At 57.2% G+C, this 23715-nt stretch carries 23 protein-coding genes and 2 tRNA genes; 5 read left to right on the plus strand and 20 right to left on the minus strand.

Annotated features, from left to right (window positions below; genetic code table 11):
• Nucleotides 1-8 precede the first annotated feature (8 nt).
• Nucleotides 9-212, minus strand: a complete 204-nt coding sequence (locus IEX57_RS16505; RefSeq protein ID WP_188705570.1) for a hypothetical protein — start codon at nucleotides 210-212, stop codon at nucleotides 9-11.
• Nucleotides 213-367: 155 nt separating this feature from the next.
• On the opposite strand from IEX57_RS16505, the gene IEX57_RS21320 reads away from it, so the two are divergent.
• Nucleotides 368-1687, plus strand: coding sequence for a methyl-accepting chemotaxis protein (locus IEX57_RS21320; RefSeq protein WP_188705572.1), 1320 nt, complete (start codon nucleotides 368-370; stop codon nucleotides 1685-1687).
• A 70-nt stretch (nucleotides 1688-1757) separates the two neighbouring features.
• Here the strand turns inward: IEX57_RS21320 and IEX57_RS16515 are convergent, their stop codons facing one another.
• Both IEX57_RS16515 and IEX57_RS16520 read right to left on the minus strand, forming a co-directional pair.
• Nucleotides 1758-2396, minus strand: a complete 639-nt coding sequence (locus IEX57_RS16515) for a response regulator (RefSeq protein ID WP_188705574.1) — start codon at nucleotides 2394-2396, stop codon at nucleotides 1758-1760.
• 407 nt (nucleotides 2397-2803) lie between these two features.
• Entirely contained in the window at nucleotides 2804-5506 is a 2703-nt protein-coding gene (locus IEX57_RS16520) for a cation-transporting P-type ATPase (RefSeq protein WP_188705576.1), read from the minus strand.
• Between the two features lie 519 nt (nucleotides 5507-6025).
• Between IEX57_RS16520 and IEX57_RS16525 the strand changes: the two genes are divergently transcribed.
• The 4 genes from IEX57_RS16525 to IEX57_RS16540 all read left to right on the plus strand — a co-directional run bounded on the left by IEX57_RS16525 (nucleotide 6026) and on the right by IEX57_RS16540 (nucleotide 8539).
• Nucleotides 6026-6457, plus strand: coding sequence for an FKBP-type peptidyl-prolyl cis-trans isomerase (locus tag IEX57_RS16525; RefSeq protein WP_188705578.1), 432 nt, complete (start codon nucleotides 6026-6028; stop codon nucleotides 6455-6457).
• A 192-nt stretch (nucleotides 6458-6649) separates the two neighbouring features.
• Nucleotides 6650-7105, plus strand: coding sequence for an alpha/beta fold hydrolase (locus tag IEX57_RS16530; protein WP_188705580.1), 456 nt, complete (start codon nucleotides 6650-6652; stop codon nucleotides 7103-7105).
• A 280-nt stretch (nucleotides 7106-7385) separates the two neighbouring features.
• On the plus strand, nucleotides 7386-7547 hold the full coding sequence (locus IEX57_RS16535; RefSeq protein ID WP_229709071.1) for a hypothetical protein: 162 nt from the start codon (nucleotides 7386-7388) through the stop codon (nucleotides 7545-7547).
• Between the two features lie 152 nt (nucleotides 7548-7699).
• Nucleotides 7700-8539 carry a DUF2971 domain-containing protein gene (locus IEX57_RS16540; RefSeq protein ID WP_188705585.1) on the plus strand — a complete coding sequence of 280 codons (840 nt, stop codon included), beginning with the start codon at nucleotides 7700-7702 and terminating at the stop codon, nucleotides 8537-8539.
• Between the two features lie 211 nt (nucleotides 8540-8750).
• Here IEX57_RS16540 and IEX57_RS16545 read toward each other — a convergent pair.
• The 17 genes from IEX57_RS16545 to nuoI form a co-directional block, all read right to left on the minus strand.
• Nucleotides 8751-8827 (minus strand) — tRNA-Pro (locus tag IEX57_RS16545).
• A 49-nt stretch (nucleotides 8828-8876) separates the two neighbouring features.
• The gene (locus IEX57_RS16550) at nucleotides 8877-9263 is read right to left on the minus strand and encodes a MerR family transcriptional regulator (protein ID WP_188705586.1); all 387 of its coding nucleotides are present in this window, start codon (nucleotides 9261-9263) and stop codon (nucleotides 8877-8879) included.
• Nucleotides 9229-9546, minus strand: coding sequence for an integration host factor subunit alpha (locus IEX57_RS16555; protein WP_188690065.1), 318 nt, complete (start codon nucleotides 9544-9546; stop codon nucleotides 9229-9231). Before IEX57_RS16555 ends, IEX57_RS16550 begins: the two co-directional genes overlap by 35 nt.
• A 63-nt stretch (nucleotides 9547-9609) precedes the next feature.
• Nucleotides 9610-11964, minus strand: a complete 2355-nt coding sequence (gene pheT, locus IEX57_RS16560) for a phenylalanine--tRNA ligase subunit beta (RefSeq protein ID WP_188705588.1) — start codon at nucleotides 11962-11964, stop codon at nucleotides 9610-9612.
• Nucleotides 11965-11979: 15 nt separating this feature from the next.
• Entirely contained in the window at nucleotides 11980-12975 is a 996-nt protein-coding gene (gene pheS / locus IEX57_RS16565; protein WP_188705591.1) for a phenylalanine--tRNA ligase subunit alpha, read from the minus strand.
• A gap of 170 nt (nucleotides 12976-13145) precedes the next feature.
• Nucleotides 13146-13505: a 50S ribosomal protein L20 gene (gene rplT, locus IEX57_RS16570; protein ID WP_184102295.1), complete on the minus strand. Its 360-nt coding sequence runs from the start codon at nucleotides 13503-13505 to the stop codon at nucleotides 13146-13148.
• Between the two features lie 16 nt (nucleotides 13506-13521).
• Complete coding sequence (gene rpmI, locus IEX57_RS16575) at nucleotides 13522-13719, minus strand: 50S ribosomal protein L35 (RefSeq protein ID WP_184102296.1); 198 nt, start codon at nucleotides 13717-13719, stop codon at nucleotides 13522-13524.
• 180 nt (nucleotides 13720-13899) lie between these two features.
• A complete protein-coding gene (gene infC, locus IEX57_RS16580) occupies nucleotides 13900-14439 on the minus strand; it encodes a translation initiation factor IF-3 (protein ID WP_188705593.1) in 540 nt (179 codons plus the stop codon).
• Between the two features lie 40 nt (nucleotides 14440-14479).
• On the minus strand, nucleotides 14480-16378 hold the full coding sequence (gene thrS, locus IEX57_RS16585; RefSeq protein ID WP_188705595.1) for a threonine--tRNA ligase: 1899 nt from the start codon (nucleotides 16376-16378) through the stop codon (nucleotides 14480-14482).
• Between the two features lie 208 nt (nucleotides 16379-16586).
• A tRNA-Val gene (locus tag IEX57_RS16590) sits at nucleotides 16587-16663 on the minus strand.
• A gap of 138 nt (nucleotides 16664-16801) precedes the next feature.
• Complete coding sequence (locus IEX57_RS16595; RefSeq protein WP_188705597.1) at nucleotides 16802-17101, minus strand: DUF2818 family protein; 300 nt, start codon at nucleotides 17099-17101, stop codon at nucleotides 16802-16804.
• Between the two features lie 7 nt (nucleotides 17102-17108).
• On the minus strand, nucleotides 17109-18563 hold the full coding sequence (gene nuoN / locus IEX57_RS16600) for an NADH-quinone oxidoreductase subunit NuoN (protein WP_188705599.1): 1455 nt from the start codon (nucleotides 18561-18563) through the stop codon (nucleotides 17109-17111).
• Nucleotides 18564-18607: 44 nt separating this feature from the next.
• Complete coding sequence (locus IEX57_RS16605; protein WP_188705601.1) at nucleotides 18608-20125, minus strand: NADH-quinone oxidoreductase subunit M; 1518 nt, start codon at nucleotides 20123-20125, stop codon at nucleotides 18608-18610.
• Nucleotides 20126-20175: 50 nt separating this feature from the next.
• Nucleotides 20176-22221: an NADH-quinone oxidoreductase subunit L gene (nuoL, locus tag IEX57_RS16610; RefSeq protein ID WP_188705603.1), complete on the minus strand. Its 2046-nt coding sequence runs from the start codon at nucleotides 22219-22221 to the stop codon at nucleotides 20176-20178.
• 27 nt (nucleotides 22222-22248) lie between these two features.
• Nucleotides 22249-22554: an NADH-quinone oxidoreductase subunit NuoK gene (gene nuoK / locus IEX57_RS16615; protein ID WP_229678771.1), complete on the minus strand. Its 306-nt coding sequence runs from the start codon at nucleotides 22552-22554 to the stop codon at nucleotides 22249-22251.
• Nucleotides 22555-22567: 13 nt separating this feature from the next.
• The gene (locus tag IEX57_RS16620; RefSeq protein ID WP_188705607.1) at nucleotides 22568-23209 is read right to left on the minus strand and encodes an NADH-quinone oxidoreductase subunit J; all 642 of its coding nucleotides are present in this window, start codon (nucleotides 23207-23209) and stop codon (nucleotides 22568-22570) included.
• A gap of 23 nt (nucleotides 23210-23232) precedes the next feature.
• Nucleotides 23233-23712, minus strand: a complete 480-nt coding sequence (nuoI, locus tag IEX57_RS16625; RefSeq protein ID WP_229709082.1) for an NADH-quinone oxidoreductase subunit NuoI — start codon at nucleotides 23710-23712, stop codon at nucleotides 23233-23235.
• Between the last annotated feature and the right edge of the window lie 3 nt (nucleotides 23713-23715).

Below are 23715 nucleotides of genomic sequence, written 5' to 3' on the forward strand. Positions count from 1 at the left end.
TCATTATTTCAGTTCATTTGCAAATAGCCGGAAATTCCGTCCAGGCGGCAGGTGGTTTTATCGCTTATTTCAATTAAACGGACATATGCCTGAAACAAAGTCGTTACAAACGGCAAACCAGTAAAAATCCGCCGCTGGTTTTCAAATTTGCGCCGCTCATCAAAAAACATACACTTTTGTATATCAGACTTTGCTGAAGTTGCCTTATTCAAAAAGATCATCCTAGTATTTTCTATTGCCCCTCTTTTACATCGTGGCGGCATAGGCACGCGCTGCAAACAGCAAAGGCCGTATCTTGCAGGCTGCATCAAACCGCAGCCTTTCACTGTGCAAACCAGAAAACCAAAAATGCAGGGGAAGCGCAAAAATGTTCAACGCATCGTTGAAACAGAAAGTCAGGCAGCAAGCACAGCAACTGAAAGAACAAGACGCCTTGTTGAGCGCGCTCAACCGCTCTACCGCGCTGATTGAATTCGCGCCGGACGGCACTATTCTTGATGCCAATGAAAACTTCAGCAAAACCACCGGCTACCGGCGGGATGAGCTGGTCGGCAAACACCACCGTTTGCTGTGCGACAGCCAGTTTGCCGCCTCGCCCGAGTACGCCGATTTCTGGCGGCGGCTGGCACAGGGCGAATATTTTGGCGGCAATTACAAGCGCATTGGCAAAAACGGCCAGCGCCTGTGGCTGGAGGCCACCTACAACCCGGTGTTTGATGAACAGCGCCGCGTTGTCAAAGTCATCAAGTTTGCGCATGACATCACCCGCCAGGTCGAAGACAGCCTGGCGCAGCACAATATGCTGGAAGCCATTGATCGCTCCATGGCGATCATCGAATTCAATCTGGATGGCACCATCATTACCGCCAACCAGAACTTCCTCCAGGCCACCGGTTATCGGCTGGATGAAATCAAGGGCCAGCATCACCGCATGTTTTGCGAGCCCGATTATCGTAATAGCCAGGAATACGCTGAATTCTGGCGTGCGCTTAATCGTGGCCAGTTCATGTCGGGGCAATTCAAGCGTGTGGCCCGCAATGGCGCACCGCTGTGGATGGAGGCCACTTACAACCCCATCTTCAATAGCGACAACCAGCCCTACAAAGTCATCAAGTTTGCCAACGACATTACCCTGCGCATGCTGCAGCAAGAAGCCGATGCGCAAAACGCCCGCCACGCTTATACGATCAGCGAAGAAACCGACGTGGTGTCTGAACAGGGCAAACAGGTTATCCACCGCGCCGCGCAGGAAATGCACGAGATCGCCAATACCGTGCAGTCGGCTTCGAAAATGATTGAGGATCTGGGCGCCAAATCATCCCAGATTGGCAGCATTGTCAGCACGATCAAAGAGATTGCGGATCAGACCAATCTGCTGGCACTCAATGCCGCCATCGAAGCCGCGCGGGCTGGTGAACAAGGCCGCGGCTTTGCCGTGGTGGCCGATGAAGTCCGCAAACTGGCCGAGCGCACCGGGGTCTCCACGACCGAAATCGCCGGCATGACCGGCAAAATCCAGGAAGGCACCCGTTCGGCCATTGAAAGCATGGGCATTTGCGTCACTCAGGCCAACGACGGGGTAAACCTGGCGCGCCAGGCGGGCGATGCCATTACCCGGATCAGCGAGAGTTCCAAACAGGTTGTGCGGGTGATCGGGGAGTTTTCTGCGGTGAAGTCCACCGCGTAACCTGGCGAGCCGCGTTCAAAAAACAAAGGGCCTTTCGGGGCCCTTTGTTTTTACGAATCCACCCGCTGTATCAGTTAGCCGGGCTGATCAGGCCGGTACTCACCGCGTATTGATAAAGATCGTAATCAGACACCAGCCCCAGCTTGCGCATGGCGACGACTTTCTGGGTGCTGATGGTCTTGGAGCTACGGTTACAGATACGGGCGATTTCCACCACCGGCAGACCGGTTGCGCACATGCGCAGTACCTCGGTTTCCCGCTTGGATAACAAGTGTTCACGCGTGGTGGAACCCATGGTGGCCAGCAGCGCCTTGACCGAGGCCGGAATATAACTGCCGTTGCGGTGAACGGCGTGAATGGCCGGGTTGACGTGCGCCAGCCGGTCCGCCTTGTTGATCACCGCACGAATGCCGGCTTTCTGGATGGTATGGATCAGCGCCGGATTATCCAGCATGGTCATGACCACCAGCTGGACTTGCGGGTAGCGCCGCTGCAGCATTTGCAGCATGGGCAGCCCGTCGCCGAATTTGCCGCCTGGCATGGCGTAGTCGGTGACGATCACGTTGCACTGGTGTTTTTCAAGCATGGGAAACAGCTCGGTAGAACTGGCCGCCTCGCCCAGAAGTTGCAGTTCCGCGTCTTTCTGGATTTCCCCCACAATGCCGGCGCGCACGACAGGATGGTCGTCAGCCACGATGACAGTAATCATTTTGCAGATGTCCTTGCTCAGGTGGCGCCAACAAAATGAAGAGGTCCACCGGTTAATCAGAATGCGCTATCAAATAACGCTCTTTCACTGACACCGATTCTAGGGAACCGCTTATAAAAAGTTTTTAGGGCGAAACCTAAATTGAAAGGCGAATTTGTTGAATAGTTACAAGCCTGGTGCATCGACATCCAGACCCGCGCTTTGCTGAAAAAAAACAGGCCGCATCCATCAAACCGTTACGGCAACACCAAAGCAGAATCAGCCCAGGATGATTGCCCCGGCGCACCCGGCATGAACAGCCATTTTTGCAAATGGGCTGGCGCCAATTTGATCCCGCTTACGTGCATTACCCATAAAAAAAGGCGCGGTCTCCCGCGCCTTGTCAGTGCTGACTACCAGCGGCTGTTTTATCTGACCGCACTACGGCGGGCAAACAGCCATTTTTCTGCTTCGATCAAGCCAAAGATGATGCCGCCAATGCCCAGCGACATGAGCCAGTACGAGGCCGGCAGCGGTGCCGTACCAAAAATGCGGTTCATGGTGGGTGAGTAAATGATGGCGTACTGCAGCGCTGCCAGAATGCCGGTGGTGATCCAGAGCGCGGAGTTCTGGAACATGCGCAGATTCAGCGAGAAGCCGGTCTGCTCACGGCAGTTGAACATGTACACCCATTGCAGGGTTACCAGGAGTTGCAGCACGGCGGTGCGGATGAAGGCTTCATCCAGCCCTTGCGCAATCAGCGTGGCTTCCAGCCAGTACGCGCCACCCGCGATCAAGGCACCGACCATGCCAATCCGCCACAGGCCGTGCATATCCAGGATATTGGCACCGGTCTTGCGCGGTGGCCGCTGCATCAGGCCGGCTTCGGCTGGCTCAAACGCCAGGCCAAAGGCCAGCGTGGTCGAAGTGGCCATGTTCATCCACAAAATCTGCAACGGCGTGAGCGGAATGGTCGCGCCGGCCAGCAAGGCCACCACAATGATCAGGCCCTGCGCCAGGTTGGTGGGCAGCACAAACAGGATGGTCTTCTTCAGGTTGTCGTACAGCCGGCGCCCTTCGGTGACCGCAGCGGCAATGGTGGAGAAGTTGTCATCAGCCAGCACCATGTCTGCGGCTTCCTTGGTCACCTCGGTGCCCTTGATGCCCATGGCAATGCCGACATTGGCCTGCTTGAGCGCCGGGGCATCGTTCACCCCGTCGCCCGTCATCCCCACCACATGCCCTTGCGCTTGCAGCGCTTTTACCAGACGCAGCTTGTGCGCGGGGCTGGTGCGGGCAAACACGTCGTACTCGCCACTGGCGGTGCTCAGTTCTTCTTCCGACATGTTTTCCAGCGCGGCCCCGGTGATCACGTTGTCGGTCCGGTTCATGCCCAGCATCCGGGCAATGGCCATGGCGGTTTCCGGATGGTCGCCCGTGATCATCTTGACCTCGATCCCGGCCGAGCGGCAGGTGGCAATCGCGGTAATGGCTTCCGGACGCGGCGGGTCCATCATGGCGGCGACGCCCAGCCATTGCAGGCCGGATTTCAGATCGTCGTGATCAATCTTGTCGGTGGTGGCATCCACCGGCTTGATACACGCGGCCACCATGCGCAGGCCCTGACGCGCCAGCATGGCCATTTGTTCTTCCCACCAGGCGTGGCGCACATCGCGCTGACCATCCGCCGTGGTTTCAGAGGCCGCCATGGCCAGCAAGATATCGGGCGCACCGGTCACCAGAATCTGCCGTTGGCCATTCACCTTGTGCAGCGTGGCCTGATATTTCCAGGCAGAGTCGAACGGGATCTTGTCCAGCAAGACGGCGTCGTCGTAGACAAAGCCCGACTTGGCCGCCAGCACCTGCAAGGCCCCGGCGGTGGGCGCCCCGACCACTTGCCAGTGACCGTGTTCGTCCTGCCGCAGGCTGCTGTCGTTGCACAGATGCACGGCGGCAATGAACCGCGCCAGAACCGGATCAGCCTGCATGGTCGGGACGGTGTCGGTGGCGCGATGACGCACTTCACCTTGCGGGTTGTAGCTCTGCCCGGTGATTTTGTATTGCTGGTCAGCCAGCACCACTTCTTTCACCGTCATCTCGTTCATGGTCAGCGTGCCGGTCTTGTCCGAACAGATCACCGTCATCGCGCCCAGCGTTTCAGCCGTCGGCAGGCTGCGGATGATGGCGCGTTTACGGGCCATGGCCTGCACACCCAGCGACAACATCAAAGAGATCACCGCCGGCAGGCCTTCCGGCACCGAGGCGACCGCAAGGCTGATCAGCGCCAGCAACAGTTCAGTCAGCGGCACCGAATGGAACACCATGCTGTAGACGAACAGCACGGCCATGGCACACAAAATGGCCCAGAAAATACCGTGGCCCAGTTTGTCGATCTGCTGCAGCAACGGCGTTTTGATCGGCTTCACGGCGGCCAGCATGCCGTTGATCTGGCCCAGTTCAGTCTGCGCGCCGATCTCGACCACTACGCCCCTGGCCGTGCCGGCGCTGACCGTCGTGCCGGAGAACGCCAGATTGATCCGGTCGCCCAGTTGCGCGTTGTCGGCCAGCGCATGGGTCTGTTTGGACACCACCGTTGATTCGCCGGTGAGAATGGCCTCTTCCACCTGCAAACCATGCACTTCCAGCAGGCGCACATCGGCCGGGATACGATCCCCCGGCTTCAGCGTCACGATATCGCCCGGCACCAGTAGAGCGGCATCAATCTGCTGCGCGATGCCATCCCGCACCACCGCCGCATTGCTGGAGAGCATGTTGCGGATGCCCTTGAGCGATTTCTCGGCCGCGTTTTCCTGGATAAACCCGATCAGTGCGTTGATCACCGCCACGCACAAAATGACGATGGTATCGATCCAGTGGCCCATCACGCCGGTCAGCATGGCGGCGGCCAGCAAGATGTAGATCAGCACGTCGTTGAAATGGGCAATAAACCGGCGCCAGGCCGGCACGGGTGGTTTTTCAGGCAGGCTGTTGGGGCCATACCGGGTATGGCGTTGCTGCGCGGTGGCGCTGCTCAGGCCATCAGCACGGCTATCCAGAGCATTGAGTGTCTGTTCGGTATCGAGTTGATACCAGCTGGCTTTGTTCAGATCCTGCAGGTTGTCGCGCTTCATTGGGCGCCTCCTGCCGGATGGCAAAGATGGCGTTGTGAGCCGGTGGGGTGAGGTCCGTGCACGTGTCTGCTCCTTTGTCTTGTTGAACAAAGTCAAACAGGTGCAGCAGCAAGGCGGCGAGCAGACATTGATCACGCATTCCGGCAAAAAACAGTGCGGGCTGCGGTGATCGGGCAAGACGTAGATGTTCTGCGGTGGGTGTTTGACCTGTGTCCTGGGTGAAAAATGACGCTTTCTGGACACCAAATTTAGCAAACAACCTATTGAATATTCAGTGAAATGTTGCCGGCATATCGGCTATGTAATTATTTGCCCCGTTTTGCCATATCACCAGAAAGACCTGCCGTCTGTGCAGGATTTGGCAAACCCGACGTGACCCTGCCACGTGCGCCAACACAGTATCAGGCGGTCCTGAAACAGCACGCTATGTCACACCGCCCCGCCACGCAGGCCAGATGACCATAGAGCGTCGGCCCGGCCAGCGATATCATGGCGCCTTCACCCCTCAAAGAGCCTTCCATGACTTCCGCTTTTGCCCGCCGCACCCTGTCCGGCCTGACCATGGCACTGACACTGGCCGCCGCCCACGCCGCCGACAAGCCTGCCGCCGCCACCGAAAAGCTGCCCAGCGGCGCCACCATTACCCACACGGTCGTCGGCAAGGGCGCCCAGCCTACCGCCAACTCCACCGTCACCGTGCACTACAAAGGCACCTTGCAAAGCACCGGCGCGGTCTTTGATAGCTCGTACACGCGCAACAAACCGCTGACGTTTGCGCTGGGGCAAGTCATCCCCTGCTGGCAGCAAGCCATCCCCAAAATGAAGGTTGGCGGCAAAGCCCACCTGGTCTGCCCGGCCGCTTCCGCATATGGCAGCGCCGGCGCTGGCAATGTCATCCCGCCCAATGCCACCTTGCTGTTCGATGTCGAACTGCTGGATGTGAAGGGCTAAGCCCTCGCCTTGTGGGCCCTGCCGCAGAACAAAGCCGGATCGGTCTTGTGCCTGATCCGGCTTTTTTTTGCGCGCAAGTCAGAAACCGACCCCACCCCGGCGCGACCACAACCGTTTGTTCATCTGCATGATCTATACCTGAACACAAAATCGCCCATGCCTGGCGATCACCCACAGGGATGCTGACGTGCCATGAGAACAACGCTGCTGTTACTGGCGCTCCTCGCCGGTCTGAGTGCCTGTACCTCCACCACCACGCGGCCGATCACGGACGCACAAGGCAGCGTGGTGCCAGGCAGCATTGCCAGCCTGGAAAGCGTGCAACTGGGCGGGGTGAAGCAATGGATACTGATCCGGGGTAAAAACGCCAGCAATCCTGTCTTGCTCAAGCTGCACGGCGGGCCAGGCCAGGCTGAAATGGCAACGGTCGGGTTTAACCGGCAACTGGAAGAAGACTTCATCGTCGTCGAGTGGGATCAGCGCGGCGCCGGCAAATCGGCTGACGCCATCAATCCGCAAAGCGCAATGACGATCGGGCAATTTGTCGAAGATAAGCTGTCATGCCGATCTGGACATAAAATAATTCTGGGCCTGCTTATTCATGGCCAGATGTGCCGAATCAACCGTTTCACCAGGAGTGGAAGGTGAACAATTGGAAAGCTTAAAGTACCCCAAAACAACTCCAAAAACGTCAGTATTCCTGACATCTATGCATGTTTTCGAGACTTCTGAATTTGAAGTCCTTGACGCGAAACGGGGTTTTAAGTGCTCTGGGAGCCGCATTCCGCCTGCATGCTCAGCCAACATACACTGTATTTTCTGAAATTTCTAAAATCCGGTTTGCGCGCAAAACCCCCTTATCTTGTATTTAGTGTGGTTGGTTTTTTGCACGCCTGACAAGGGAATCCGCTCCTGCAAGGGCCAGGTGATGCTAAGTATCAACGACCACCCTGATATCCAGGGTGTCTTTGATGGCTTCTGGATGGAAGGGCTGGATATCAAATACAGCACCAGCAACACCTACGGTGCGCCACAGACCAGTCGTGAGCTGGTGATCTGCAACTGGCAGCCCAGCGGTGGGTTGTTCTGATTGCCAATAGTTGACGGCGGCTTTTGAAAAAGATCGACGTTCCTGAAGTCGTCGTCATACAGTCAGAACCGGTCTGGGCCTGCTTTCTCAAGCAATAATGCGATATTTGTACAGATCAGCTAGGCTGCACTTTTAGTCGGCGGCCCCCATTCATGATACGACCAATTACACATTACACAGACCTGCATGGTTTTAACGGAATTATCTCCAACAACAAAATTTGGGCGTCAAACACCGCCTATTTGAACGACACGAAGGAACTGGTACACGGAATCGACATACTTGGTGAAGCATATGATCGTTTAACCTGGACAAGCGAGGACGCCCCCCTCGTAAATTGCCTTCAGAATGCGATTGCCCAGGCCAGAGATGGTGGTCTACCTACTACCTACGTCGCTTGCTTTGCGAAAAATCCAGACAGTCTTACCCACTGGAGAGGTTATTGCACTGGGCAAGGCATCAGCATCACATTTGATGGGGATCTACTCGCTTCAAACGCGGGTTTTCCATATGCCGCAGGCGGTGGCGCAGCTTGGCTGCAAGAAGTCATTTATGCAGATGAAGGTGCATTGGGGACAAAGATTGAGGAACTTGTGCGCATGTTGGTAAGCAGACTCCGTGAGGCCGTGATTCATTTGGGTGGTTCGGTGGAGTCAGGGGATCTGCCTATCGCAAGAGACTTTGTTTCACTGGCACTTCCACGTATCAAGCACGGTGGGTTTCGTGACGAAGATGAGGTGCGCATGATCGTACAGCCCTCAAATCCAAACGCGATAACCGGATACCGTGTTAAAGGAAATACCTTGGTTCCATACCTGGCTCTGCCAGATCTATTGGTATACGGCAACGTCGCACCCTTGCCAATCACGTCAGTGACAGTGGGGCCAGGTCCAGACCAAAAACGGACAGCCTTGAGTATTCAGGGGTTTCTTAAATGGAAGCATTTTGACCACGTAACAGTGAATCTGTCAGAGGTTCCTTTCGTGGCATAGCAGTGACAAAGTAAGCGCTAAATTGGCCCGGTTTTGCGTGGGATTGCGGGGACAAATCTACCGCAAATCGGTGCGCAAAATTGGCGCGCCGTTACAGACAATACAGCCGATGCAATGCAAAGGTGTACCCGAAAGTGTACCCGAATGGGTGTTGTAGGCTAGAAATGCAACAAGGGCCTGTAAACCGAAGTCTACAAGCCCTTGTTTTTATTGGTCGGAATGGCGGGATTCGAACTCGCGACCCCTTGCACCCCATGCAAGTGCGCTACCAGGCTGCGCTACATTCCGAGGAAGGGCGATTATAGCCGCACCTTGGTGCTCTGCCTACCCCTTTTGCTCAGTTTTGCAGTTGGCCGTTATTCGCGGCGCCGACGGGCTCGTTCAGCCAGTCCAGCAAAGCCTGCAACTCCTCACGGATGGAGGTAGCGGGGTTGGCGGCCTCTTCACCGGCGTGTGCAAGCTGGTTGCGCGCGCCGCTGATGGTGAAGCCTTGTTCGTAAAGCAAGGAACGGATGCGACGCACCAGCAGCACTTCATGGTGCTGATAGTAACGACGGTTACCGCGCCGCTTTACCGGCTTGAGTTGGGTGAATTCCTGTTCCCAGTAGCGCAGGACATGCGGTTTGACACCGCACAAGTCGCTGACCTCACCGATGGTGAAGTAGCGCTTGGCCGGGATGGAGGGCAGTTCACTGGTTGGAATGACGTTGCTGTTGCTTTGCATAATGCAGTTCAACAAGTCCCTTCAGTTTCTGGCTGGCATGAAAGGTCACAACACGACGGGCAGAGATAGGAATCTCTTCGCCGGTCTTGGGGTTGCGGCCCGGACGTTGCGGCTTGTCACGGAGCTGGAAGTTACCAAAACCGGAAAGTTTGACGACGTCGCCTTCCTCAAGAGAGGCGCGGATTTCTTCGAAAAACGCCTCGACCATATCTTTGGCTTCGCGTTTGTTCAGGCCAACCTTGTCAAACAGCAAATCGGCGAGGTCTGCTTTGGTAAGCGTCATTGTTGTTATCTCAAAAACTTATGTGAGTCGGCACAGGGCGTGCACATCAAAAAAAGAAACGGGTTACGCGCGCAATGTCGCACCACAAGAATGCGCGGCGGCGATCAACGCGGCCACAGCACCTTCGACTTCCTCGTCGGTCAGAGTCTTCTGAGTATCTTGCAACAACACTTTGAATGCAAGGCTCTTTTTCCCTTCCGGGACACCCTTGCCACGGTAGATATCAAAGAGTTCGATGCCCGTTACCAAGGGTTGCGCCGCGCTTGCAAAAGCCGACTGCAGGCTTGCAAGTGACTGCGACTCATCCACAACCAGGGCAAGGTCACGACGGACCGCTTGCTGGCGGGTGACGGCTTTGGCACGCACCGGAGTGACTGCCAGCAACGGCGCAACATCCAGCTCGAACACGACCGGTGCCTGGACCAGGTCATAGGCCTGAACCCACTGCGGATGCAGTTCGCCCACCCAGCCGACCACGATGCCGTCAACGACGATATCGGCAGAACGGCCCGGATGCAGGGCGCTGTGGCTGGCGCGGCGGAACTCGGCCACGCGCGGGGCGATCAGGGCTTCAACATCGGCCTTGATATCAAAGAAATCGACGGCGGCCTTGGTCGTTGCCCATTGTTCCGGATCACGCAGACCCCAGGCCAGACCGGCTACCTTTTCCGGCTGCACGCGATCAGACACGCCATGGAAGACGCGGCCCAGTTCAAACAGGCGCACGCGTTCTGCCTTGCGGTTCAGATTGTATTGCAAAGCGCTGATGAGACCGCCGAGCAAGGACGAACGCATTACGCTCATCTGGCTGGCAATCGGGTTGATCAGTTTGACGGCGGCATTGTTGCCGGCCAGTTCACGCTCCCACTTTTCTTCCACGAAAGCGTAAGTGATGGCTTCCTGGTAGCCGGCGGCCACCAGAATGCGCTTGAGCGCAAACTTGTCACGGGCATTGCCCGGTTGCGGCAGCATGGCAATGCGGCTGCCAGCCGGGGCGACCGGAATGTTGTCGTAGCCGTAAACACGGGCTACTTCTTCGATCAGGTCTTCTTCGATTTCGATATCGAAACGGAAGCTCGGCGGCGTCACGGTAATGACATCGCCGTTGAGTTCAGCAGCCAGACCCAGGCGTTGCAGCAGCGAGAGCACGTCTGCGCCCGGCAAGGCCAGACCCAGTACTCGAGCCACGCGCGACACGCGCAGGGTGACCGGCTTGCGCGCCGGCAGCGTGGTGGTGGTTTCGACGATCGGGCCAACCTGGCCGCCGCAGATCTCCACCAGCAGACGCGTAGCGCGTTCCAGCGCTTCACGGGCGTGGCCGAAGTCCACGCCGCGCTCGAAACGATGGCTGGCATCAGACGAGAAACCCAGACGACGCGCTTTGCCGGCGATATCGGCCGGGGCAAAGAAGGCGGATTCCAGGAAGATATCGGCCGAATCATCGTCGATTTCGGAATTGGCACCGCCCATGATGCCGGCCAGGGCCACCGGGCGCACGCCATCGGTGATCACCAGCATGTCGGTCGTCAGGTCGAGTTCTTTGCCGTTCAACAGCGTGAGCTTTTCGCCTTCCTGGGCAAAACGCACCAGGATGCCGCCTTGCAGCTTATTGGCATCAAACGCATGCATGGGCTGGCCTTGCTCAAGCATCACGTAGTTGGTGATGTCGACCACGGCAGAAATGCTGCGGATGCCAGAGCGCTCCAGGCGCTGCTTCATCCAGCCCGGCGTGGCGGCCTGGCGGTTGATGCCACGCACGATACGGCCGGCATAACGCGAACACGCGCTGCCCGCCTCCAGCTTGATGCTGAGGGTGTCATCGATGGTCGGCGCAACCGGGTCGATTGCGACCGGGGTTTGCACAGCACCAGTCAACGCGGCCACTTCACGCGCGATACCGCGGATCGACAAGCAATCCGCACGGTTCGGGGTGAGCTTGAGCGTCAGCAGCGTGTCGTCCAGGTTCAGATAGTCACGGATCGACGTCCCCACCGGTGCATCTGCCGGCAGCAGCAACAGACCGTCGGATTCTTCGCTGATGCCCAGTTCTTTGGCAGAGCACAACATACCGTTGGACTCAACGCCACGAACCTTGGCTTGCTTGATCTTGAAATCGCCCGGCAGAACGGCACCCACGCGTGCACACGGCACCCGCACGCCCGGCGCCACGTTGGGCGCGCCGCACACGATCTGGATCGGGGCGGCTTCGCCTACGTTGACCGAACACACGTTCAGGCGGTCGGCGTTTTCATGTTTGGTGACGCTCAGCACCTCGGCCACGATCACTTGCGTGAAGGCCGGCGCTGCCGGATCAGCTTCTTCTACTTCCAGCCCGGCCATCGTCAACAGATGCGCCAGCGCGTCGGATTCGAGCTTGGGGTTGACCCAGCTACGCAACCACTGTTCAGAGAATTTCATGGTATTCGCCCTGACTTATTTGAATTGCTGCAGGAAAGCGAGATCGTTCTCGAAGAAAAGCCGCAGATCGTTCACGCCGTAATAGAGCATGGCAAAGCGATCAAGGCCAAAACCGAAGGCGAAACCGGTGTAGGTTTCCGGGTCGATACCCACATTGCGCAGCACGTTCGGGTGAACCATGCCGCAACCACCGATTTCCAGCCAGCCACGTTCGCCCAGCACATCGACTTCTGCCGACGGTTCGGTAAACGGGAAGAACGACGGACGGAACCGCACTTGCAGGTCGTCACGTTCAAAGAAATTGCGCAGCCAGTCGGTAATGACGGCTTTCAGATCGGCAAACGACACGCCCTCTTCCACCCACAGGCCTTCCATCTGATGGAACATGGGCGAGTGCGTCGCGTCCGAATCCACACGATACACGCGACCCGGCGCGACGATCTTGATCGGCGGCTTGTTGTCGAGCATGTAACGCACCTGGATGGGCGAGGTGTGCGTGCGCAGGACCAAGGGCTCGGCAGCGGTCGAACCTTCCACGTAGAAGGTGTCCTGCATGGCGCGGGCCGGGTGATCCTTGGGGATATTCAGTGCTTCGAAGTTGTGGAAATCGTTTTCGATTTCCGGGCCATCCGCCACGGTAAAGCCCAGGGACGCAAACAACGCTTCAATGCGGTGCTGAACGAGGGTAACCGGGTGCAGGCCGCCCTGGCCATGAGCGCGGCCGGGCAAGGTGATGTCGAGCGCTTCAGCAGCCAGCTGGCGAGCCAGTTTTTCCTGGGCAAGCGCTTCACGACGGGAATTCAGTGTGGCTTCAAACGCCTGGCGGGCCTGATTGACCGTGGCGCCGAAGGTCTTTTTCTCTTCAGGCGACAGCGTGGCCAGTTGCTTGAGCAGCGCGGTGATCGCGCCTTCTTTGCCAACATACTTGGCTTTTACGTTTTCCAGTGCGGCGGCTTCACTGGTCGCATTCAGTTCGGCGAGGCCTTGCGCAAGAAGGGCTTGTACGTCCATATCGAATGTCGCGCGTAATCGCGCGCTCCTGCCTGGAATTCAACAATTCTTCGGTCGTGTCCTGATTGCTCAAGACCCGTAAACCAATAAAAAAGGGAGGCCGGGAAGCCTCCCTGATCTTGCTAACTGCGATGAGGCGCCGCTGCCGTGGCAACAGCGCACTCATTCAATCAGGCAGCGAGGCTAGCCTTGGCGGTTTCAACAAACTTGGCAAAAGCCGGCTTGTCGAACACGGCCAGATCGGCCAGGACCTTGCGGTCCACCTCAATGCCGGCCTTCTTCAGACCGTTCATGAACTTGCTGTAAGCCAGACCCAGTTCACGGGATGCAGCGTTGATACGCGCGATCCACAGTTGACGGAACTGACGCTTCTTCTGACGGCGGTCACGGTAGGCGTATTGGCCAGCCTTCATTACCGCTTGCTTGGCAATGCGGTATACGTTCTTGCGACGGCCGCGATAGCCCTTCGCCAGATTCAGGATTTTCTTGTGACGAGCACGGGCGGTTACACCACGTTTAACGCGAGGCATGGTTCTTCTCCTTTAGTTACGCGTAGGGCAACATCGCACGTACGTGACCCATGTTGGTCGAATCGACCATGCAGGTGCCGCGCAGTTGACGCTTGTTCTTGGTGGTTTTCTTGGTCAGGATGTGACGCTTGAACGCTTTAGAGCGCTTCACGCCACCGCCACCAAGGACTTTCAGGCGCTTGGCAGCGCCGCTTTTGGTTTTCATCTTGGGCATTTGTATGCTCTCCAAGTATGTTTAGATCCGGCAGAAGGCGCCCTCATAACAAGGGACTTTGAGCCCGCCACCACGCTTTTATTGCGGCTGCTTGTTCCAGACCGTGGCGAACCACCACCTGAAACATCAGCGGAGGCAACCGCACCCCCGCTTTAAATCTTTTGCAGCGACCGTGAAGAATTACTTCTTCTTGGGCGCCAGCATCATCACCATCTGCCGGCCTTCCAGGCGGGGGAACTGTTCCACCACCGCCAGTTCGACCAGATCGGTTTCAAGGCGCTTGAGTTGCGCCATACCGATTTCCTGGTGAGCCATTTCACGGCCACGGAAACGCAGCGTAATCTTGGCTTTGTCGCCGTCATTCAGGAAACGCACCAGGCTCTTGAGCTTCACCTGGTAGTCGTTTTCGTCAGTACCGGGACGGAGCTTGATTTCCTTGACCTGGATCTGCTTCTGCTTGAGTTTGGCCGCGTGATCTTTCTTGGACTTCTCGTACTTGTACTTGCCGTAGTCCATGATGCGGCACACCGGCGGCGTCGCATTGGGCGCAATTTCAACCAGGTCCAGTTCTGCTTCTTCGGCCTTGGCCAAAGCGTCGTACAAACTGATCACACCCAGTTGTTCACCTTGGGCATCCTGCAAACGCACTTCGCGCGCGGTAATCTCGCCGTTGATCCGCGGCTCCTTGTCTTGAGCAGCTATCTTGATTCTCCAAATCATCCAAAAACAAAACCGTGCGAACGGTCCTGGGTGTTGCCTCTTACAAGAGTTCGGTCTTGAGGCGCTCCACCAGCGCTTCAACCGTCATTTGTCCGAGGTCTTCACCACTGCGACTACGCACGGCCACCAAGCCTGCCTCTTTTTCCTTGTCGCCAACAATCAGTTGATACGGCAAGCGTTGCAAGCTATGTTCGCGAATTTTATAGGTTATTTTCTCGTTTCTCAAGTCCGCCTGTACACGCAGACCCGCTTGAGTGAGCTTCTGGGTGACTTCTGCGGCGTAATTGGCTTGATGTTCCGAGATATTCATGACTACTAATTGCGTCGGTGCCAGCCACAACGGGAAGGAACCGGCAAAGTTTTCGATCAGGATACCGAGGAAACGCTCCATCGAACCGACGATGGCACGGTGCAACATGATCGGCTTCTGGCGGCTGTTATCTTCAGCCACGTATTCCGGACCAAGGCGCTCTGGCAAGACAAAGTCCAGCTGCAGCGTACCGCACTGCCAGGAACGGCCAATGGCATCCTTGATGTGGTATTCGATCTTCGGGCCGTAGAACGCGCCTTCTCCCGGCAGCTCTTCCCATTCCACGCCGCAGGCACGCAGGGCTTCGCGCATGCCTTGTTCTGCCTTGTCCCAGCCTTCTTCACTGCCCGCGCGCTTTTCCGGGCGCAGGGCCAGCTTGATAGAAACATCGTTAAAGCCCATGTCTTCGTACACGCTCATGGCCAGTGCGTGGAAGGACTTGGCTTCTTCAATGTACTGGCCTTCAGTACAGAAGATATGCGCATCGTCTTGCGTAAAGCCGCGTACGCGCATCAGACCGTGCAGCGAACCGGACGGCTCGTTACGGTGACAGGCGCCGAACTCGGCCAGACGCAGCGGCAGATCGCGGTAAGAACGCAGATCGCTGTTGAAAATCTGGACGTGACCCGGGCAGTTCATCGGCTTGACGGCGTAGGTACGCTTTTCCGATTCGGTGATGAACATGTTTTCCTGGTAGTTTTCCCAGTGACCCGAGCGCTCCCACAATACGCGGTCCATGACTTGCGGTGTGCGCACTTCCTGGTAACCGGCCTTGATCAGGCGGCGACGCATGTATTGCTCGACCGACTGCCACAGCTGCCAGCCTTTCGGGTGCCAGAACACCATACCCGGCGCTTCTTCCTGCATGTGAAAGAGGTCCAGCGCCTTGCCGATCTTGCGGTGGTCGCGCTTTTCAGCCTCTTCCAGGCGATGCAGGTAGGCTTCCAGATCTTCTTTCTTCGCCCAGGCGGTGCCGTAGACGCGGGTCAGCATCTCGTTCTTCGAGTCGCCACGCCAGTAGGCGCCGGCCACCTTCATCAGCTTGAACACTTTCAGCTTGCCGGTGGACGGTACGTGCGGGCCGCGGCACAGGTCCGTGAAGTCGCCCTCGCGGTACAGGCTAAGGGCCTCATTGGACGGGATCGACTGGATGATCTCGGCTTTGTACTTTTCACCGATGCCGTTGAAATAGGCGACGGCGTCGTCACGCGACAACTCGTAGCGCTCGACCGGAATGTCCTGCTTGGCCAGTTCAGCCATCTTCTTTTCGATGGCGGCCAGATCTTCCGGGGTAAATGGGCGGGAATAGCTGAAGTCGTAGTAGAAACCGTCTTCAATCACCGGGCCGATGGTGACTTGCGCTTCCGGGAACAAGGTCTTGACGGCATAAGCCAGCAAGTGGGCCGTGGAGTGGCGAATGACCTCAAGGCCGTCTGCGTCCTTGTCGGTCACGATGGCGAGGTTCACGTCATGATCGATCACAAAGCTGGTATCGACCAGCTTGCCGTCTACCTTGCCAGCCAGTGCGGCACGGGCCAGACCGGCACCAATGCTGCCGGCAACCCCTGCTACGGAAACCGGGGCGTCGAATTGTCGTTTGGAACCATCGGGAAGCGTAATCGAGATCATGATCTTGTCGCCTTGAATTCGTGTGTTTCAGTCAATCCGGGGAGTAGAGGTTGTTCCACCGGAGGAACCGCTGTGCGAGCGGCAAAAAAAAAGTGCGGGCAGCGCCGCACTTTTTTATAAAACCAAAGCCATAGCACGGCTACCGCGTTTATTTACCGGTAGTCGTGGTAGTTCGGAACATGGCTTTGATTTCCTTTACTGAATTCGTTGGTAGGCACGATTGGACTCGAACCAACGACCCCCACCATGTCAAGGTGGTGCTCTAACCAGCTGAGCTACGTGCCTGTCGAAGGAGGGCAATAATAGCGGCAACTTCTTTTGCACGCAAGCCCCTTTTCGAAAAAAACCGGACAACCTGGCCTTTTACCGCCCTCGCCTGCCGCAACCCAAAACAAAAAGCCCCACAGAGCGGGGCTTTTTGTTTTACAGGCCGGGTTTGCGCCAGAAGTAACGCCAGACAAAACCAGGCCAGGCCATCACGATGAACAACGCGGCGGTGGCCACGTAAAACCACCAGTGCTGGGGCTGGACGGTTGAGACCCGCGCTTCCAGCACCCGAGCCACCACGCCCACGGCCAGATACAGCAACACGAGTTCCAGCAGACGCCAGCCAAAGTTCATCTTGAGCACATCCGGTGGCAATACAAAGCCGACGCGGTCACTCAGAAATGGCAAATTGGCGGCCAGAGCCGCCAATCCGCAGAGCAGGATGATCTCCAGCATCTTGACCTTATGCCGGCAGCAGCGAGTGCGCCACTGCAGCAGAGATCACGTACAGCAGACGATCCGGCATCAGACCAATCACCAGCAGCAACAGGCAGTTGACGGACAGCACGACACGGCTGTCCAGACCGGCCACGATCGGGCTTTTGTCTTCGGCTTCGTCAAAGTACATGACCTTGACCACGCGCAGGTAGTAGAAGGCGCCGATCACCGACATCAACACGCTGTAGATCGCCAGCCAGGTCAGACCCAGATTCACCACAGCTTCCAGCACGGCCAGCTTGGCAAAGAAGCCGACGAACACCGGGATACCTGCCATGGAGAACATGACCAGCAGCATCATGGCGGCAAACCACGGGCTGCGCTGGTTCAGACCCTTGAAGTCGTCAATGCGGTCAGCCTCAAAGCCTTCACGCGACAGCAGCATCACCACACCGAAGCCGGCAGCGGTAGTCAGCATGTAGGTCACGGCATAGAAGAATGCAGCGGCATAACCCACCGGTGTACCCACAAGGACACCCAGCAACAGGAAACCCATGTGCGAGATGGTGGAGTACGCAAACATACGCTTGATGTTGGTCTGCGCAATGGCGGTCAGGTTACCGATGGCCAGCGACAGGATCGCCATTACCACCAGCATGCCACGCCAGTCTTGCACGTAGGCTTCCAGACCCTGGGCCAGGATACGGATCACGAAGGCAAACGCAGCGATCTTCGGGGCCGAACCGATCAGTTGGGCGATCAGCGTCGGCGAACCTTCGTAAACGTCAGGTACCCACATGTGGAACGGTACGGCACCCAGCTTGAAGCCGATACCCACCACGATGAACACGATACCGAACACGATCAGCAGATGGTTCACTTCGCCATTCATGACACGCTGGGCGATGGTCAGGATATCCAGGCTGTGCGTGGCACCGTAAACCATGGACATACCGTACAGCAGCATGCCGGAGGCCAGCGCGCCCAGAATGAAGTACTTCATGGCGGCTTCGGTGGCGTGCACGTTGTCACGACGCAGGGCAACCAGTGCATACAGCGACAGCGACAAGAGTTCCAGACCGACATACAGCGTGACGAAGTTGAGCGCAGAGCTCATCACCATCATGCCCAGCAGCGCAAACAGCGTCAGGCTGAACAGCTCACCCTTGTAGATGCCGCGAGCTTCGGCGTAGGTGCGGCCGTAGATCAGGACGAGGGCAACACCCAGCACCATACCCAGCTTGGCGACGCCGGCAATCGGATCGGCCACGAACATGCCGCTAAATGCCAGCTGCACCGGTTGAGCCAGACCGTTGACGGTCAGACAGGCTGTAATGGCCAGCGACACCAGTGTCAGCAGATAGGTGATGTGACGCTTGGCGTCGGTAACAAAAAGATCGATCAGCAAAATGACTGACACAGCCACCAGGAGAAAAATCTCCGGTGCGGCAGCCCATGCGTTAAGACTGGTCCAGGTCATGCTCTAAACCCTTTTAAATTCGTCAGTGCCATTAATGTGGCTGCTTATTGGGGCAGCTGGGGTACAGCCAGTTTGGGCTGCGAAACATGCCAGATCAGGTCATTGACCGACACGTGCATCAAGTCGGTAAACATCTTGGGATACAGGCCCATGCCGAGCACGGTAATGGCCAGGATCACCAGCACCAGCAATTCGCGCTTGTTTACGTCCTTGAGTTCAGCCACATGGTGATTGGCGACCTCGCCAAAAATCACGCGCTTGTACATCCACAGGGTATAGGCAGCGCCAAAGACCAGTGTGGTGGCGGCGAAGAAGGCAAACCAGAAGTTAACCTGGATGGCACCCAGCACCACAAAGAACTCACCCACGAAGCCGGAGGTTGCCGGCAGACCAGAGTTGGCCATGGCAAACAGCATCATGAATGCGGCAAAGATCGGCATCTTGTTCACGACACCGCCGTAGTCCGCAATCTTGCGGCTGTGTACGCGGTCGTACATGACACCAATACAGAAGAACATGGCGGCAGAGACGAAACCGTGCGAGATCATCTGCACGATGGCGCCTTCAACAGCAAACTGGTTCAGTTGTGTACCGCCGGCAAACATGAAGAAGCCCAGGGTCACAAAACCCATGTGCGAGATGGACGAATACGCCACCAGCTTTTTCATGTCGGTCTGCACCAGGGCGACCATACCGATGTACACCACCGCGATCAGCGAGAACAGCACGAACACCCAGGCGTATTCACGGCAGGCATCCGGGGCGATCGGCAGGGCAAACCGCAGGAAACCGTACGCACCCAGCTTCAGGGTAATGGCGGCCAGCACCATGGAACCCCCTGTCGGCGCTTCAACGTGGGCGTCAGGCAACCAGGTGTGAACCGGCCACATCGGCACCTTCACCGCAAAAGCGAAGAAGAATGCGATCAGCAACAGGCCTTGCGCAGTCATGGTCAGCGGCACGCGGGCGAAGTCAGCAATCGCGAACGAACCGTTGGTTTGACCGTACAGGTAGATGAAGGCGATCAGCGTCAGCAGCGAGCCCAGCAGCGTGTACAGGAAGAACTTGATCGATGCATAAACGCGGTTCGGACCACCCCAGATACCGATGATCAGGTACATCGGGATCAGCATGGCTTCGAAGAACACGTAGAACAGGATCGCATCTTGTGCTGCAAATGCGCCGTTGATCAGACCGGACATGATCAGGAACGACGCCATGTACTGCGCGACGCGCTTTTCAATGACCTGCCAGCCTGCCAGCACCACCATCAGGGTGGTGAAGGAGTTCAGGATCACGAACCATACGGAGAGGCCATCGACGCCCAGCGCATAGTTGATGTTGAACGTTGCAATCCAGGGTTTGAACTCGGTGAACTGCATACCGCCGTTCAGCGTGTCGAAACCGGTGTAAAGCGGAATCGAAACCGCAAACCCCAGCAGCGCGCCGATCAGGGCCAGCCAGCGCGCAGCTGGTGCCTTGTCATCGCCCCCGGTTGCCAGCACCACCACGCCTGCCAGAATCGGCAGCCAGATCGTGAGGCTCAGAAGATTACCCGTCATAGTCTACCTGCTTGTTTTAATTACTCTGAACTACTCGTATATCAACCAGATCAGTGAGCCAGCGCCGCCAGAGGCACTGCCAGCCAGACCGTGATCAACACCAGTGCGCCAATAATCATGGCAAACGCATAGTGGTAGATGTAACCGGTCTGGACCCGACGAACCAGGAACGCAAACCAGCCGGTGATCTTCGCCAGACCGTTGACCACGAGGCCATCGATCAAGAGCGCGTCACCCACCTTCCACAGCACCGTACCAATGGCACGGCCAGCAGCGGCAAAGACGTTGATGAACAAGAAATCCATGTAGTACTTGTTTTCGAGCAGCTTGTTGATGCCGATCGAGTTGAAGAACTTCTCGCAAGCTGCGGGCAGTTCCGGCTTGACCATGTAGAACACATAGGACAGCACCACACCGGCGATCGCCAGATAGACCGGCAGACCTGTGAAGGCATGCACCGCCATATCAACCCAGCCGTGGAATTCGTGCGTCAGTTCTTCCATGGCCGGGTGCGCTTCGGTGTTCACGAACAGCACGCCCTTGAAGAAGTCACCAAACAGCATCGGCTCGATGGCGATGGCACCAATGATCACCGACGGAATCGCCAGCAGGATCAGCGGCAGGGTCACCACCCACGGGGACTCGTGCGGCTTGTCGTTCGGGCCCAAACCGTGGTGTTCACCGTGGTCGTCATGGTCATCGTGATGATCGTGGCCGTGGCCCTTCTGCATCCAGCGTTCCTTGCCGTGGAAGACAAGGAAGTACATGCGGAAGGAGTAGAACGCAGTCACGAACACACCAGCCACCACTGCAAAGTAGGCAAACCCAGCGCCCGGCAGATGGGAGGCCTTCACGGCATCAATGATCGAATCTTTGGAGTAGAAACCGGCGAAGAACGGTGTACCGATCAGGGCCAGCGAACCAATCAGCGAGGTGATCCAGGTGATCGGCATGTATTTGCGCAGGCCACCCATGTTGCGGATGTCCTGATCGTGGTGCATGCCCATGATCACGGAACCGGCGCCAAGGAACAGCAAGGCCTTGAAGAACGCGTGGGTCATCAGGTGGAACAGCGCGACGGAGTAAGCCGAAGCACCCAGCGCCACCGTCATGTAACCCAGCTGCGACAGCGTGGAGTACGCGACCACGCGCTTGATGTCGTTCTGGATGATGCCGAGGAAACCCATGAACAGCGCGGTAATCGCACCGATCACCATCACGAAGTTCAGCGCGGTATCCGACAGTTCAAACAGCGGGGACATACGGCTGACCATGAAGATACCGGCGGTCACCATCGTTGCAGCGTGGATCAGCGCGGAAATCGGGGTCGGGCCTTCCATCGAGTCCGGCAGCCATACGTGCAGCGGGAACTGGGCCGACTTACCCATGGCACCGATGAACAGCAAGATGCAGGTGAGCGTCATCAGCGACCAGGTGTGGCCAGAGATGATGCTGACGGTTTCATTTTGCAGCGACGGGGCCTTGGCAAACACGGCGGCGTAATCGAGCGAGCCGAAGTGGAACAGCACCAGACCGATACCCAGCAGGAAACCGAAGTCACCCACGCGGTTGACCAGGAACGCCTTGAGGTTGGCGAAAATCGCGGTCGGACGCTTGAACCAGAAGCCGATCAGCAGGTACGACACCAGACCCACTGCTTCCCAGCCGAAGAACAGCTGTACGAAGTTGTTGCTCATGACGAGCATCAGCATCGAGAAGGTAAACAGCGAGATATAGCTGAAGAAGCGGTTGTAGCCCGGATCTTCTTCCATGTAGCCGATGGTGTAGATGTGCACCATCAGCGACACGAAGGTCACCACGCACATCATCATGGCGGTGAGTTTGTCCACCAGGAAGCCGACGTTGAAGTCGACCCCGTTGATGGTCATCCAGGTGTACACGGTGCCATTGAAGCTTTCGCCACCGTTGATGAGGTTATTGAGCGTCCAGGCAGAGAGCGCAAACGCCACGGCTACACCCGCGATGGTGACGGTATGCGCCACCTTGCGGCTGATCGCCCAGCCAAACAGGCCTGCCACCAGAGCACCGAACAGCGGCGCCAGCGGAATCAGCAGGTAAATTGTTTTGATATCCATTGTTTGAAATCCGGGTTCGCTTGTTCGTTAGCCCTTCAGGCTGCCAAGGTCTTCAACATTGATCGAGCGCAGATTACGGAACAGCACGACCAGAATCGCGAGGCCGATTGCCGATTCAGCAGCCGCCACCGTGAGAATGAAGAACACGAAAACCTGACCAGAAGCGTCGCCCAGGAACTGGGAGAACGCCACGAAGTTCATGTTCACTGCCAGCAGCATCAGTTCGATGGCCATCAGGAGCACGATCAGGTTCTTGCGGTTCACGAAGATACCGAACACGGAGACCGCAAACAGGATCGCCGAGAGCACAAGGTAATGAGTCAGAGTCAGCACGTTGCGCTCTCCATCAAGCGTTCGGTTGTTGTTCGTCAGCAGCAGGCTCACCCGCTGTCGGACGCGCTTCGGCATTCATCTTGACGATGCGCACACGATCATCACGCTTGACCGCAATCTGCTGAGCCGGATTCTGGTACTTGGTGTTCTTGCGCTTGCGCAGGGTCAGGGCGATGGCGGTGATCATACCCACCAGCAGCAATGCAGCAGCCAGCTGGAACGGCAGGAAGTACTGGGTGTAAATCAGGTTACCCAGCACGCGGGCGTTGTTATAACCCGCAGCCGGTTCCGGCATGTGTGCGCCCGGCAGATCAGCAGCCTTGTGGGTCAGCACCAGGATCATTTCAGCAACCATGATCACGGCCACGACAACGGCCAGCGGCACGTGTTTCCAGAAGCCCTTGCGCAGTTCCTCAAAGTTGATGTCCAGCATCATCACCACAAAGAGGAACAGCACCATGACGGCACCGACATAAACCAGCACCAGCGACACGGCAAGGAACTCAGCCTTCATCAGCATCCACAGCATGGCGCCGCTAAAGAACGAGAGCATGAGGTACAGCGCAGCGTGTACCGGGTTCTTGGCCGTGATGGTTGCCAGACTGGCAAGCAGCAGGACGGCCGAGAAGATGTAGAAAATAACGACAGAAGTCATGACGTTGTTTTATCCCTTGTCGCTTAGCGGTAACGGGCGTCGGCCGCCTTGTTGGCCGCGATCTGGGCTTCGTACTTGTCGCCCACCGCCAGCAGCATCGGCTTGGTGTAATACAGATCGCCACGTTTTTCGCCGTGGTATTCCAGAATGTGGGTTTCCACAATGGCGTCCACCGGACAGGCTTCTTCGCAGAAACCGCAGAAGATGCACTTGGTCAGATCGATGTCATAACGGGTGGTACGGCGAGTGCCGTCATCACGCTGGTCAGACTCGATGGTGATCGCCATGGCCGGGCAGACTGCTTCACACAGTTTGCAGGCAATGCAGCGCTCTTCGCCGTTGGCGTAGCGACGCTGGGCATGCAGGCCACGGAAACGCGGGCTGATCGGGGTCTTTTCTTCCGGAAACTGCACCGTGATCTTGCGCTGGAAGAAATAACGCCCGGTGAGCATCAGACCCTTGACCAGCTCAACAAGCAGGAAGGTCTTGAAAAAATTGGAAATTCT

Origin of the sequence: Silvimonas iriomotensis, from assembly GCF_014645535.1 — a bacterium.
Lineage (GTDB): Bacteria > Pseudomonadota > Gammaproteobacteria > Burkholderiales > Chitinibacteraceae > Silvimonas > Silvimonas iriomotensis.

What these genes read in the sequence shown, in the direction of transcription:
- IEX57_RS16595 (WP_188705597.1), bottom strand. Translation starts at nt 17,101, where the DNA reads ATGCTGGAGATCATCCTGCTCTGCGGATTGGCGGCTCTGGCCGCCAAT.
- IEX57_RS21320 (WP_188705572.1), top strand. Translation starts at nt 368, where the DNA reads ATGTTCAACGCATCGTTGAAACAGAAAGTCAGGCAGCAAGCACAGCAA.
- IEX57_RS16520 (WP_188705576.1), bottom strand. Translation starts at nt 5,506, where the DNA reads ATGAAGCGCGACAACCTGCAGGATCTGAACAAAGCCAGCTGGTATCAA.
- rpmI (WP_184102296.1), bottom strand. Translation starts at nt 13,719, where the DNA reads ATGCCCAAGATGAAAACCAAAAGCGGCGCTGCCAAGCGCCTGAAAGTC.
- nuoL (WP_188705603.1), bottom strand. Translation starts at nt 22,221, where the DNA reads ATGGATATCAAAACAATTTACCTGCTGATTCCGCTGGCGCCGCTGTTC.
- IEX57_RS16605 (WP_188705601.1), bottom strand. Translation starts at nt 20,125, where the DNA reads ATGACGGGTAATCTTCTGAGCCTCACGATCTGGCTGCCGATTCTGGCA.
- IEX57_RS16535 (WP_229709071.1), top strand. Translation starts at nt 7,386, where the DNA reads ATGCTAAGTATCAACGACCACCCTGATATCCAGGGTGTCTTTGATGGC.
- nuoN (WP_188705599.1), bottom strand. Translation starts at nt 18,563, where the DNA reads ATGACCTGGACCAGTCTTAACGCATGGGCTGCCGCACCGGAGATTTTT.
- pheS (WP_188705591.1), bottom strand. Translation starts at nt 12,975, where the DNA reads ATGGACGTACAAGCCCTTCTTGCGCAAGGCCTCGCCGAACTGAATGCG.
- IEX57_RS16540 (WP_188705585.1), top strand. Translation starts at nt 7,700, where the DNA reads ATGATACGACCAATTACACATTACACAGACCTGCATGGTTTTAACGGA.
- rplT (WP_184102295.1), bottom strand. Translation starts at nt 13,505, where the DNA reads ATGCCTCGCGTTAAACGTGGTGTAACCGCCCGTGCTCGTCACAAGAAA.
- infC (WP_188705593.1), bottom strand. Translation starts at nt 14,439, where the DNA reads ATGATTTGGAGAATCAAGATAGCTGCTCAAGACAAGGAGCCGCGGATC.
- IEX57_RS16620 (WP_188705607.1), bottom strand. Translation starts at nt 23,209, where the DNA reads ATGACTTCTGTCGTTATTTTCTACATCTTCTCGGCCGTCCTGCTGCTT.
- IEX57_RS16555 (WP_188690065.1), bottom strand. Translation starts at nt 9,546, where the DNA reads ATGACGCTTACCAAAGCAGACCTCGCCGATTTGCTGTTTGACAAGGTT.
- IEX57_RS16525 (WP_188705578.1), top strand. Translation starts at nt 6,026, where the DNA reads ATGACTTCCGCTTTTGCCCGCCGCACCCTGTCCGGCCTGACCATGGCA.
- IEX57_RS16515 (WP_188705574.1), bottom strand. Translation starts at nt 2,396, where the DNA reads ATGATTACTGTCATCGTGGCTGACGACCATCCTGTCGTGCGCGCCGGC.
- pheT (WP_188705588.1), bottom strand. Translation starts at nt 11,964, where the DNA reads ATGAAATTCTCTGAACAGTGGTTGCGTAGCTGGGTCAACCCCAAGCTC.
- IEX57_RS16550 (WP_188705586.1), bottom strand. Translation starts at nt 9,263, where the DNA reads ATGCAAAGCAACAGCAACGTCATTCCAACCAGTGAACTGCCCTCCATC.
- IEX57_RS16530 (WP_188705580.1), top strand. Translation starts at nt 6,650, where the DNA reads ATGAGAACAACGCTGCTGTTACTGGCGCTCCTCGCCGGTCTGAGTGCC.
- thrS (WP_188705595.1), bottom strand. Translation starts at nt 16,378, where the DNA reads ATGATCTCGATTACGCTTCCCGATGGTTCCAAACGACAATTCGACGCC.